Annotated in this window: 10 protein-coding genes and 1 tRNA gene; 7 read left to right on the top strand and 4 right to left on the bottom strand. The window is 63.7% G+C overall.

The window, feature by feature from the left end:
- Positions 1–10: 10 nt before the first annotated feature.
- A complete protein-coding gene (locus ACX12F_RS09975; protein WP_459369412.1) occupies positions 11–1069 on the top strand; it encodes a quinone-dependent dihydroorotate dehydrogenase in 1059 nt (352 codons plus the stop codon).
- A gap of 6 nt (positions 1070–1075) precedes the next feature.
- Here the strand turns inward: ACX12F_RS09975 and ACX12F_RS09970 are convergent, their stop codons facing one another.
- From ACX12F_RS09970 to ACX12F_RS09960, 3 genes are all read right to left on the bottom strand, one after another.
- The gene (locus ACX12F_RS09970; RefSeq protein ID WP_459369411.1) at positions 1076–2452 is read right to left on the bottom strand and encodes a hypothetical protein; all 1377 of its coding nucleotides are present in this window, start codon (positions 2450–2452) and stop codon (positions 1076–1078) included.
- Between the two features lie 119 nt (positions 2453–2571).
- Complete coding sequence (locus ACX12F_RS09965) at positions 2572–3096, bottom strand: YbhB/YbcL family Raf kinase inhibitor-like protein (RefSeq protein WP_459369410.1); 525 nt, start codon at positions 3094–3096, stop codon at positions 2572–2574.
- Between the two features lie 28 nt (positions 3097–3124).
- Positions 3125–4456 (bottom strand): M20/M25/M40 family metallo-hydrolase, encoded by a 1332-nt coding sequence (locus ACX12F_RS09960; RefSeq protein ID WP_459369409.1) that lies wholly within the window; start codon positions 4454–4456, stop codon positions 3125–3127.
- Between the two features lie 75 nt (positions 4457–4531).
- Here ACX12F_RS09960 and ACX12F_RS09955 point away from each other — a divergent pair.
- Positions 4532–4617 (top strand) — tRNA-Leu (locus tag ACX12F_RS09955).
- 148 nt (positions 4618–4765) lie between these two features.
- On the opposite strand, the gene ACX12F_RS09950 is transcribed toward ACX12F_RS09955, so the two are convergent.
- The gene (locus tag ACX12F_RS09950; RefSeq protein ID WP_459369408.1) at positions 4766–6352 is read right to left on the bottom strand and encodes a hypothetical protein; all 1587 of its coding nucleotides are present in this window, start codon (positions 6350–6352) and stop codon (positions 4766–4768) included.
- A 140-nt stretch (positions 6353–6492) separates the two neighbouring features.
- On the opposite strand from ACX12F_RS09950, the gene ACX12F_RS09945 reads away from it, so the two are divergent.
- The 5 genes from ACX12F_RS09945 (at position 6493) to ACX12F_RS09925 (ending at position 11810) form a co-directional block, all read left to right on the top strand.
- Positions 6493–7620: a hypothetical protein gene (locus tag ACX12F_RS09945; protein WP_459369407.1), complete on the top strand. Its 1128-nt coding sequence runs from the start codon at positions 6493–6495 to the stop codon at positions 7618–7620.
- Between the two features lie 362 nt (positions 7621–7982).
- The gene (locus ACX12F_RS09940; protein WP_459369406.1) at positions 7983–8132 is read left to right on the top strand and encodes a hypothetical protein; all 150 of its coding nucleotides are present in this window, start codon (positions 7983–7985) and stop codon (positions 8130–8132) included.
- Entirely contained in the window at positions 8129–9013 is an 885-nt protein-coding gene (locus tag ACX12F_RS09935; RefSeq protein ID WP_459369405.1) for a type II toxin-antitoxin system death-on-curing family toxin, read from the top strand. Before ACX12F_RS09940 ends, ACX12F_RS09935 begins: the two co-directional genes overlap by 4 nt.
- 62 nt (positions 9014–9075) lie before the next feature.
- Positions 9076–9243: a hypothetical protein gene (locus ACX12F_RS09930; RefSeq protein ID WP_459369404.1), complete on the top strand. Its 168-nt coding sequence runs from the start codon at positions 9076–9078 to the stop codon at positions 9241–9243.
- On the top strand, positions 9240–11810 hold the full coding sequence (locus ACX12F_RS09925; protein ID WP_459369403.1) for an AAA family ATPase: 2571 nt from the start codon (positions 9240–9242) through the stop codon (positions 11808–11810). Before ACX12F_RS09930 ends, ACX12F_RS09925 begins: the two co-directional genes overlap by 4 nt.
- The last annotated feature ends 374 nt before the right edge of the window (positions 11811–12184 follow it).

Here is a 12184-nt window from a genome sequence, read left to right as displayed (position 1 = left end):
GGAGCCGTTGATGTATCGCGCCCTGCGCTGGGTGTTCTTCCGGGTGTCCCCGGAACGGATTCATACCTGGGTGTTCGCGTTGTTGCGCGCGGCGACCGGGTTGGGCGTGAGCCGCCGGCTGCTGGCCAAGTGGCTGGCGCCCTCGGATCCGGTGTTGGAGACAACGGTATTCGGCGTGACCTTCCCCGGTCCGGTGGGCCTGGCGGCAGGCTTCGACAAGAACGGCAGCGGCATCAATGCCTGGGGTCCGCTGGGCTTCGGCTACGCCGAGGTCGGCACGGTGACGGCACAGGCGCAGCCCGGCAACCCGGCGCCGCGGCTGTTCCGGCTGCCCGAGGACCGCGCGCTGCTGAACCGGATGGGGTTCAACAACCACGGTGCCGGCGAGCTGGCCCTCAAGCTGACCCGCAGCCAGTCGACCGTGCCCATCGGCGTGAACATCGGCAAGACCAAGGTCACCCCGGCCGAGCATGCCGTCGACGACTACGCCGAGAGCGCCCGGCTGTGCGGGCCGCTGGCCGACTTCATCGTGGTGAACGTCAGCTCCCCCAACACCCCGGGCCTGCGCGACCTGCAGGCGGTGGCCTCGCTGCGGCCGATCCTGGCCGCCGTCCGCGCCGAGACCACCAAACCGGTGTTGGTGAAGATCGCTCCCGACCTGTCCGACGACGACGTCGACGAGATCGCCGACCTGGCCGTCGAATTGGGGCTCGCGGGCATCGTCGCGACCAACACCACGATTTCCCGCGAAGGTCTGTTGACCCCGGGTGTCGAGGAGCTCGGTGCCGGCGGCGTGTCGGGCCCCCCGGTGGCCGCACGGTCACTGGAGGTGCTGCAGCGGCTGTACAAGCGGGTCGGCGGCCAGCTGGTGCTGATCAGTGTCGGCGGCATCGAGACCGCCGACGACGCCTGGGAGCGGATCATCGCCGGCGCGTCCCTGGTGCAGGGCTACACCGGCTTCATCTACAGCGGCGGCTTGTGGGCCAAGCACATTCACGACGGCGTGGCCGCCCGCCTGAAGGCCGGCGGGTTCGCGTCGCTGGCCGACGCGGTGGGCTCTGCGGCCTAGGACGACTTAATACACCTCCAGCGGCGTGACGCCGAGTTCGTCCAACGTCAGCCGGACATGTTCGCGGAGAACAGCTTTGGTGTTCTCCGCGCCGACCTGGTAGCCCACGACGCCGATGGTGACCTTGCCGTGGTGGCGCAGGGCCGTCACCACCAGCAGACCGCCGGGCTGCTCGATGTCGCGCTTCATGACGTTCTGCTCGACACCCCAACAGATCACGTAATCAGCCTGGTGGACTCCGTCGATGCGGCCGACCAGGTCCGGCACGTCGCCGACATTCGAGCAGGTGACCGGCAGCTCGCCGAGCACCATGGCGGCGGTATGCCGGACCGCCCGCCGCGGGATGAACGGGGTCAGCGGCAGCAGTTGGAAGGATTCGTCGGGCTGCTCCTTGGCGCTACGCAGCGCTGTCCGGATCGCGCCACGAAGCTCGGTGAGGTCGGTGGTGGCCGTGGCGGGGTCGACGGTGAAGGTCGTGAAGGTCATCGCATTGGCCCGGGTGTCGTCGAGCGACGTGCGGTCGTTGATCGACACCATCAACGACACGGCGCCGTCCCGCGCCCGCTGCCGTCCCATGCGCACCCCGAGGCGGGTGGCGAACGCCGAGACCAGCGAATAATTGTTGCCGCCGAGTTCCGCTGCCCGCGCATCGAAGTGATCGACGTCGATGATGGCGGACGCGAACGGCACGTGCACGAGTTCGTCGCCGTCGGCCGAGCCGCCCGCCGACGACGGCTGTGCGCTCATCTCGCCGCGGCGCTCGCGCGCCAGTTTGACGGCGACCTTGACCGTCCGCCGGACCTCCGGCAGGTCCCTGAAGGTCTGACGGAGGTCGGAACGGATCGCCTGCCAGCGGGTGCGGGACCGCGGTCGCTCGTAGCCGAGGTTGCGCTCGGTGCCCAGGACCGCGTCCATGAACGCGACGACCGATCCGGTGCCGTCGATCAGACAGTGCGACAACGCGATGGCCACCCCGGTTGAGCCGTCGGTGAAGGGCTGCACCCCCAGCGTCCAACCAGGACCGTGCTCCGGATCGATCGGAATCTGCGCGCGCTCCTGGAGCCAGTCGCTCAGCGCTGACCGCGGACGAGCGGTTTCGGCGATGTCGAGAGGCCGGGGGGCGCCGGACGCGGCCACCCAGCGATGCCGGCCGAACGGTATCGGGGACCGTTCGATATACCGCGCCACGAGCCCCTTGCCGAAGTTCTCGTGGAACCGGCGCAGCCCATCGAGATCCACCGGACCTTCGTAGAACCACAGCGCCATGCCGACCTGGACCCGGCCACTGGCCCGATACGAGAGGAAGGTGGCCTGGTCGATGTAGTCGAGCCGGTCCGGCTCCGGCGTCCTGGACTGTTTACTCGTCTGGGCAGACGTGGACAACGTGGACCGGCCCCCTCATATCGGAAGGCAGGCGAGCGTCGGTGCCACCGGCCTCGAACCGATAGTAGGGCGGCAGGTACCGCCCCGCGACTCGGCCCGAGCGGGATACTTCTGCGCGCCTACTTCTGTTCGTACGTGCCGTGGATGACGGCCCGGGCGATGGCCTGCATGAACAGGTTGAAGCCCAGGAACGCCGGGGTGGCGTCCTCAGGGATGTCCAGCTTCTCCACCGGCAGCGCGTGCACGGCGATGTAGTACCGGTGCGGCCCGTGGCCGGCCGGCGGGGCGGCACCCAGGTAGCGCTTGAGGCTGGCGTCGTTGGTCAGCGTGATGGCGCCGCCGGGCAGCGCCTCGCCGTTGCCCGCGTCGGCGGCGAGTTCGGTGACGTCGGCGGGCAGGTTGGCGACGGCCCAGTGCCAGAAGCCCGATGCGGTCGGGGCGTCGGGGTCGTACACCGTGACCGCGAAGCTGCGGGTCTCGGCCGGGAATCCCGACCAACTCAGCTGCGGCGAGACGTCCTGTCCCCCGGCACCGAAGATGCCGCTGACCTGTTCGTTGGCCAGGGGGCCACCGTCCGTCAACGACGTCGAGGTCAGGGTGAAGGTCGGCAGCTGCGGCAGGTTGTCATACGGCGAAGCAGTCATGATGTCCTTTCGGTGGCGGGCAGAGCGATCAGCAGTGCGTCAGGAAGTGTTCGAGGACCTTGGCGCCGAACTGTAGTGCGTCCACGGGTACCCGCTCGTCGACCCCGTGGAACAGTGCGGCGAAGTCCAGCTCGGGCGGCAGCCGCAGCGGCGCGAACCCGAAACACCGGATTCCCAGGCGCGCAAAGGCTTTCGCGTCGGTGCCACCCGACATCATGTAGGGCACGGTGCGGGCGTCGGGATCGACGGCCAGGATGGCGGCGTTCATCGCATCGACCAGGTCACCGTCGAAGGTGGTTTCGACGCTGGGCAGGTCACGCTCCCAGGTGCGCGTGATGTTGGGACCGAGCAGCGCGTCGAGTTCACGTTCGAAGGCCTCCTTGCGGCCCGGCAGAACGCGGCAGTCGACCATGGCCTCGGCCGTGGCCGGGATGACGTTGGCCTTGTAACCGGCCTTGAGCATGGTGGGGTTCGCGGTGTCGCGCAGGGTGGCGCCGACGATGCGCGCGATGCCGCCCAACTTCGCGATGCTGCCCTCCAGATCCGGCGAGGCCGGGTCGAGGTCATAACCAGTCTCTTCCGAGACCACCGTCAGGAACTGCTCGACCGACTCGCTGAGCACCAGCGGGAACTGGTGCCGGCCCAGCTTCGCGACGGCTTCGGCGATCTCGGTGACGGCGTTGTCGTCGTGCACCATCGAGCCGTGCCCGGCCCGGCCGCGGGCCGTCAGCCGCATCCAGGACAGGCCCTTCTCGGCCGTCTCGATGAGGTACAGGCGGCGTTCGCCGCCGGCCTTCGTCGGGACCGTCAGCGAGAAGCCACCGACCTCACCGATGGCCTCGGTGATGCCGTCGAACAGCTCAGGCTGGTTGTCGACGAGCCACTGGCAGCCGTAGGTGCCGCCATGCTCCTCATCGGAGACGAACGCGAAGACGAGGTCGCGGGGCGGGACGATGTTGTTGCGTTTCAGATGCCGCGCGACGGCGATCATCATGCCGCACATGTCCTTCATGTCGACCGCGCCGCGGCCCCACACGTAGCCGTCCTTCACCGCGCCGGAGAACGGGTGCACGCTCCAGTCGGCGGGCTCGGCGGGGACGACGTCGAGGTGGCCGTGGATCAGCAGGGCGCCCCGGTTCGGGTCGGCACCTTTGAGCCGGCAGAACACGTTTCCACGGCCGGGCGCGCCCGCTTCGACGTACTCGGTGGTGTAACCCACCTCGCGCAGCTTCTCGGCCACCCAGCGGGCGCAATCTTCCTCGCCTTTGGTGGTTTCCGGCTCCCCGGTATTCGACGTGTCGAAGCGGATGAGCGAGCTGACGAGATCGACCACTTCATCTTCGGGCGCAGTCACAGTCACATTCGTACCACCCTCGGTTTGGGACTGAGCACCTCGATCCGTTAGCCTAAGCTGCCCGGCCAGACGGCAGGGCAGGTCCGAGTGGCGGAATGGCAGACGCGCTAGCTTGAGGTGCTAGTGCCCTATTAACGGGCGTGGGGGTTCAAGTCCCCCCTCGGACACAGTTTGGTTAGCTTGATATGCGGAAAATCCGTTCCAGCCTCGGTCGGAGCGAGTTTTTGCATTTGCCCGCATCCGTTGATTCGGGCTCGAACCCTCACAACTCACGTCGTCAACGATTCAGCACCCCTCAAACTGACGAGCAAACAGCTAACCGACAGCATTCTCCGAGGCCTCATCTGGCCAGCCGTTGAGCGACCCGCTGCGCAAGTTGCGGCAAGTGTCTGCGGCCGCTTTGTGCAGGCGGCCCGCTAGCGCGACGAGATCGAAATAGCTATCGATCGATACAGCGATCGGGATCGTGCCCGTGATCTCAACCGAGGCTTCGGTGACCGGGACGTCGAGCTCGATAAATAGCGCGGTCTGGTGCTCTTCGAGAGGTCGGCCGTGCTGCACGAGATACTCGCAGGAAACCACCGCGGCGGTCGCTTCGATTCTTAGGTCGGGCGGCATTGCGTCGGATACTCCGACCGGTGTCAAGTTGAGCAGACGGTGCTTATCGGTATTACTCAGTCTCGCAACGATTCTGAGGACGTAGTCCTCGGGATCCAGCCCATTCCCGGCATGAAACGGTTGATGCCGCCGTATCTCGGCCAGGGCACCAGTGCTTCCACCCGGCTGAATCCATTTCGGTGCCCACCCGTTGAATTCCGCTTCTGTCAGGCAGACCGGAAAGTTCACTTTGCGGCCTGCCTGCGGATCAATCGCGGTCAGGCTGTGGTCGAGTGCGCCTCTCAGGTTGTGCAGAAAGTCCCCGAACATGAGCGCGATCAACTTGTCGGGGTGAGTAACTCGCAACTCGCACTTGAGCCAATGGGCTCCGCGCTCGGGCGCGGGGAGAGTCTCGAATGCCAGCGGTCCTTCACGAACAAAGGCCATCGTCACGCTAGCTAGCGCGTCGAAGTGCCGCCACGCGTGTTCGAGCTTCGCGCTGACACCGTCCCAGGGTGCCAGCCAACTTGCCCAGTCCTCAGGCATTGGCCCTGGGTAGACCCGATCTACGAGCGACCCCATCGTGACGTTGCTACCGAAGATCCGCTCGCTGCGACGGGACGAATCGGCTTGCGGCAGTTCATCTTGTCCATCCGCCAACCCCACACTGCCCGGCTCCATCTGAAGGAACTGCATTCTTCCGCTAGACCTGAGCACGCCGGCCGCACCCTTTGCCGTCGGAAAGTAAAACCCTCCGCGGTCGGAGATAACGGCATCAGCCGTATCAGTGCTCAGACAGACGACCGTGTTGCGCACCCAAGATAGGTCGCCGTCCCGGAAGTTCGGATCGCGTTCCTGCGCTGCGAAATTAAACAACGCCTCATTGTGCCGATCATTTGCCGCTGGACGCCCGTGCTTTCGATTCCATGCCGTGCGCAGGCGCCCAATCGTGGCGTCGTATTCGGCATCGACCTTTAGACCGTCTCCGGGATGCAACTGCACGAGGACGACAGACACCGGAGGCCTTTGCGGCTGGGCCGGGTCGAACGTGCGCCGAACTATCGTGGAGTCCGCGACTTCTATAACCTCCAGCATTCGCCGCTCCAGCGGCTCATTCCGGACCATGAGGTCTTGGACATCACCATTACGCACTCGAAGCGTGATAGCCCAATCGAGGTATAAGTTCTTCCGAACCCCGTAGCGGACGTGGAGCTCGGTGAGCTCGCGGCCATCTGAGGGTTGAAGCTCACCCACGAACTCGTTGTACGCCAACGACTGTGGAGGCCTATATTTGCCACTGGCCACGATGACACCCTAGCGAACGCTCACCTCAGTCGACCGAGGTGACGCAAACGACTAGAACGCACCAACGTGAATCAACGCGACGGCGCGCCCGACAGCGCGCCCGACTAGGGTTGTCGGACCGTCGAACTACCATTCGAGGCATGAGTGTGGTTCGCACCGCCAACACCGCCGCGATCGAGCGGGTCTTCATCGAGGAAATCCAGACCGGCGATTGGATCGTCTCTACGCGGACTGGGGGTAGCGGCGATCCCCGCGTCTGGCAGGTGCACGCGAAGGGGTTCAAGTGGAGCCAAGCCAACGGTGGACTGATCACCCTTCGGTCGTTGGCGGCATCGGGCGATGGATCGGGTTCGGTATCCGCACCGCCCCGCACGCCGATACTTCGGGCGATATTTTCACCCGCACCCGCACACACCGAAATGCCTAACGAAACTGATGACGAAGAAAATAGCTACCGGCATAAAAAGTGCTATGCGAACACACGCGGCGGATGTTCGACCAAAATATCGGGAGAGCATTTCGTTTCGGAGTGCTTAATTAAGCTGTATTCGTTTGACGACCCAGATATAAAGATCAAACATGATACCGGATTTGGCGTACAAAACTTCGTAAGCCCGAAGCAGTTCAAAACCAATATTCTGTGCGAAAAACACAACAACGATCTGCACACCGCCGACGATGCAGCGCTGCAATTTGCGACTTTCATACGAGGAATAGCATTAAAATTTCGCAACGGCGCAGGCGAGTGGGGAACCAACGAAGAGATCACCATCTCGGGTGAAGATCTTCAGATTTGGGTTCTCAAATTGATCCTAAATCACGCTGTCGGCAAGGCCTTCAACGGAATGAAAGCCAAATTTCCGCCAGAGGCAGTTGACCTTCTATTGGGTCGTGCGATGTGGCCGCGCAATTGGGGCTTGTGCGTCGCTGGTGACCTGTCCCACAATGAACTACGCTACCGCCCATTTGATCACGTAGAAGACACCACAACCGACTGGTGGTCGGTTCAACCACTGCTGCACCGCGACGGGTGGGTCGGCGGCGGAATCGTCAACCTGAACGGCATAGGCTTTGGACTGACCGTGTTTGATCCAAGCCGCGATAATCCCGACGCTTTCGACAACAATCCCCACAATCCGTTACGCGGATCTATTCAACGGCCGGGTTTTATGGCTTGGGAATTGGACGGTGTCACCAAACGAGTTAATTTCGAGTGGAACGACGTTTGGCGACATAGAACGGTCACCTACAAAATGAGCAAGGACTAGAAAGGACACTTACACCAGATGACATCGTTCGTGTCCCATCGAGTCCGTGGTCGAAGGTGATTTCATCGTTCCTAAAACCCGAGGCAGCGCGTGGCGCGTTGGAAGGAAGGCAACGACCGGCATGGTTTCGCAATCGCTATCTAGATGACCCGTCCTGACACTGACTCGCCGACAGCCGGCTGATACTGTTCCTCGGTCGCAGCAACATCGACGCGCGTTGGCCAGGTAACCCGGCACGACATGCAGTTAACGGAACTCCGACCAGCCACATCCGCGATCCGCGATCCGCGGGCCATGCGTCGCGGACCAAACGAGATGCATCCGACATCTCAGCCAGCCTGGATTAGCCGTATCCTGAAGACATGGCGGGAACCAAAAACAGCTCGAGCGCCAAAGATGCTGGTCAGGAAATCAAGAAGCCTGAGAGCACGAAGGTCGCCGATGACGTGTTCCGCGCTGCGTACAAAGAGGAGAAGATGCGGTGGGCAGGACTCTCTGAGCGCCTGAAGTGACTGATTTCGTCTACCTGACTCTCGACCAGATCGTCGAAATCAATGCCGATCAGAGCGGCGGCACCCCGCTAGATCTACCGGGCTTGGACTCCGCGACACACCGACCAAGTTCGCAGTACTTCGATGTCGAGGTATTCCCCGACATCTGGTCGAAAGCGGCCGCATACGTCCACAGCATCGCCGGACCGCAGTACTTCTCGGACGGAAACAAGCGCACCGGCTGGTTCGCTGCAGTGACTTTTTTGAGGATCAACGGGTTCCCACTGCCCCAAGTCCCAGACATCGAAGCTGAGACATTCGTGCAAGCCGTGGCACAGGAAGTGTTCGACACCGCAGAGACACGACCGGACCTCACTCTGAAGAAGGCGGCCGAGTGGTTTCGCGAACAGTGGCGCGGTCGGAGATATGGCCCGGCCACGCACCCGCGCCTGGAGTTCGTCTCTCTCTCGACGAACCATGGCATGCATCCGAGCGGCACGATGGACGTCGAGAACCTGGGCGGATATACGTGGGATGCCACCGGAGAGGCGCCCCCCTATCGTCTGAGCCTGCACGTGATTGGACGGATCCACTGGCCAGCCGACACGAAACGCGAAGACCATATCTTCAGTGCGTCGTATGTGCCTGAAGACGGTTGCGGACCGATCGAGTCCGCAACGATGCATGTGCTGATGCCCGCCCTATACCTCACGCCTTCAGATACACACGACGACCCACGATCGCCCTACCGACCCCAGCTATTCAGCATCGTGACAACTCCGCTATTCACCACTGCTGGCCGCTGTCGAATCGAAATCGGACTCAACGGCGAACATCTCGCTACCATCCCGTTCGAAGTCATAGTCCTGCCCGCTGCGCCAGATGCGTTGCCAGCCACCTAACTGGCTGAAGCGACAGGAATTTCACGAGCCAAGACTTGCGAACCGGCTAGGCTTCGGTGCTGATGAGCGACCTGTTGCCAAACCTCGACGCCCTGCTGGCCCATTTGACAGGCTCCACCACCGGAACCCACGACGCCCGCACGCTGGCCGAGTCCGTCGCCGCGGCCGCCACCGAGGACGACCTTGACTTCGCGCTAGATGCCGTCATCTCCAGCTGGCGTCAATCATGACCGGCCCCGGCGCCGCGGCCAGCACCACCCGGCCACGCCTACTATCACTGGAGGTCCGCGGTTTCCGTGCCTTCGGCACGGAGGCCCGCACGCTCGACCTCGACGCCGCGCTGGTCGTCATCCACGCGAGCAACAGTCAGGGCAAGACCAGCCTGGCTGAAGCTATCGAATTTCTGATCAGTGGCCGCAGCAGCCGACGCGAATTACTCGGTGGCGCAAAGGCCGAATACAACGACAGCCTGCGCAACGCCCATCTGGCAGCCACCGACACCGACGTCTATGTCTCGGCTGTGGTCCGCGACTCGGCGGGTGTGACCCACGAGGTGCGCCGCGAACTGCTATGCGATTTCGGACAAGGTACCGAGTGTGAGAGCCGCCTACTGATCGACGGAGTCGAGGCGGACAGTCTCGACCAAGTGGGCTTTCCGCTCGCCGACCCACCGGTGCGCGCCCCGGTGCTGCTGCAGCACATCCTGCGGCACGTGCTGTCAACCGAGCCAAAACAGCGGGTCGGCTACTTCAAGGCGCTGCTGTCCCTGACAGACCTCGATTCTTTCCGCGAACGCGTGCGTGCGGCCCGCGCTCGTGTAGAAGCCGAGCCGCCAAGCGCTTCGCTACAGCGCGTGGGGTCTCTCGCCGCCACCCCGGCTGCGTCGGCGGCGGACACCATCAGCGCGTTGACCAAGAAACCACTCACCGCAGACACCGCTCGCGGGGCCATAGATAAAGCGCTGCTGGCTGCCGGCGGCGCGATCCTGGTCGACGCCGAAGGGGTCGAGCCGGTTTTCCAGATCGTCGACGATCTTGCCATCGCACTCAGCGCAGCACTCGACGCACAGCGCGAGCGTGCCTTCCCTCTCTCGGCGATAGCGGTGACCGATCTTCCCGACCAAGACCTCGCCAGTCCTGACCTGGAGCACTACAGCACTGCTTTGGCCGAATTCGACCAGCACACCGCTCGGCTCACTCCGGTCCTCGACGCCCTACTCGGCGTCGAGGAGTACGCCCAACTCGACCACGCCGTGTCTTGTCCGGTGTGTGGCACTAACAACGCATTGACCCCCGACCGAGTCAGCGTCCTCCGCGATCATCTGCGCCGGACCCGAACCCTCGGCGAGGTTGCCAGAATCGCCACCGCGGATCTGTCCACCGCACGCCACCAACTCGATCAGTTGACCGTCGCGGCCACTGCGGCGACGCCCGCCGTTGCAATGTGGAGCGACGAGCAGATGGCAGCCGCCACCGACGCGTTGCGTAGTTTGCGGGTCGACATCGCATTGCTAAACGCCACGCAAGCCGCGGCCGCGCATATGGCCGCTGCGGCCACAGACGTGACCACCGCCGTAGCTGCCGCGCGCCGGGCCGTCGAGGCAACCGGCGATGCCGTAGCCGCACGCCAACCCCTGCCCGAAGGGGTCGCTGCCGGCTATCTTGGCATTGAGACCACGGTGTGCCGACTCCGAGCCGCCAGCGAGGTCTACGCCGCGCCCGCTGCGGCGTTGCGTGCTGCCGTCGAGGACGCTGCCCGCGAGCGCATCACCATCAGCGGGTTGGCCGAACTGGCCGACCTGGTGGCAGTCCGAACGGAACTGATCAGCGACGTTGTCACCGAAGCCCTTCGCCAACGCGCTATCCGACGCCTCAACGCCGCCGACAAAGCACTCCGCGACGCCGCCGGCGCGGTTCTCGACGACCGGTTCGCCGAAATGAGCGACACCATCACCAAGTGGTGGTCGACTATCCGCCCCGAAGAACTCGTCGGATTCGGTGGCATCAAACGGCGCGCGGCGGGCGCCCTCTTCGTAAACCTGATCGCTGCCCTGCGCGTTGACCCCACTAGCATTCCGGTCGAACGAGAAGCCCTCGGCGTCTACAGCGATTCCCAGCTAAACGCCCTGGGACTTTCGATCTTCCTGGCACGCACCGAACTGCTCGGTGCGCCGGTCGTCGTTCTCGATGATCCTATCCCCGGCAGCGACGCCGGCCACCGACTTACCTTCGTCCAATACACCTTGGGTGCGCTACTCAGTGCGGGCACGCAAGTCATCTTGACCACATTCGACAGCAAGCTTGCCGAATGGTCCAACACCAACCACGGCGGCAGTGAATTCCTGGCCTACAAACTCGACCTCATCGACATTCTCGCGGGCACCGAACCCACCCAGACCACCGACACGTTCGGACAACTCATGCTCGAAGCGGAAGAAAGCCTGCACGCCCCCACAGCGAAGGGTCGCCGTTCGGCTTGCAACACGATGCGCTCCGCCGCTGAACGCCTCGCCAAACAAATCATCGCCACCGGCTTGACCGACGCGGGCACGCCCACGACGATCAGCGATGTCGAGGTCAAAGCCAACCAGCTCGGTGACCTCCTCACCTTGCTCTATCCCTTTGTCGTCGAAGGCAACTCAGAGAAAGGGCAGTGGAAGACCCTACCTAAGGTCCTCAACCCTGGCAGCCATGACGACGACGTGCCCTCCACGACCGAACTCAAAGTCGTCTTTGGCAACCTCCGCCGAATCAACAAGACACACCAGAAGCACTGGCCCGGTGGGCTGATCAAGTGAGCCGGACTGGTGATGCCAGGACCTAGTCCCCGCGCGCAGGCCCGCAGCAGATGCCTTTGATATCCCGGACGCGACGCCGATCGTTGCCGAGGAAGCCTTGACCGGCGCGGAGACTGGCTCCGTCGAAGCCGCCCGCGCCGCCAACACCGTGCGCGGCTACCGCTACAACTGCGCGAAGTTCACCGCCCATGCACCGACGCTAACGGCGAGTCCTTGCCGGAAGAACCCGCTGCGATCGCGGTCCTAACTGACTTCCCTGGTCCCGCGCAGCGAGATCGGCTGGACGAACAGTTCCTGCGGATGGGCTGCAGGTGCCTCGAATTCGATAGCCTACGAAAGCCTGCTGGTCAACGATTCAAATCAAACACCTCGAC

This window comes from Mycolicibacterium sp. HS_4_1 (genome assembly GCF_054515875.1).
This window is presented reverse-complemented; position numbering and strand designations above follow the sequence as displayed.

What these genes read in the sequence shown, in the direction of transcription:
- ACX12F_RS09925 (WP_459369403.1), top strand. Translation starts at nt 9,240, where the DNA reads ATGACCGGCCCCGGCGCCGCGGCCAGCACCACCCGGCCACGCCTACTA.
- ACX12F_RS09965 (WP_459369410.1), bottom strand. Translation starts at nt 3,096, where the DNA reads ATGACTGCTTCGCCGTATGACAACCTGCCGCAGCTGCCGACCTTCACC.
- ACX12F_RS09940 (WP_459369406.1), top strand. Translation starts at nt 7,983, where the DNA reads ATGGCGGGAACCAAAAACAGCTCGAGCGCCAAAGATGCTGGTCAGGAA.
- ACX12F_RS09945 (WP_459369407.1), top strand. Translation starts at nt 6,493, where the DNA reads ATGAGTGTGGTTCGCACCGCCAACACCGCCGCGATCGAGCGGGTCTTC.
- ACX12F_RS09930 (WP_459369404.1), top strand. Translation starts at nt 9,076, where the DNA reads ATGAGCGACCTGTTGCCAAACCTCGACGCCCTGCTGGCCCATTTGACA.
- ACX12F_RS09975 (WP_459369412.1), top strand. Translation starts at nt 11, where the DNA reads ATGTATCGCGCCCTGCGCTGGGTGTTCTTCCGGGTGTCCCCGGAACGG.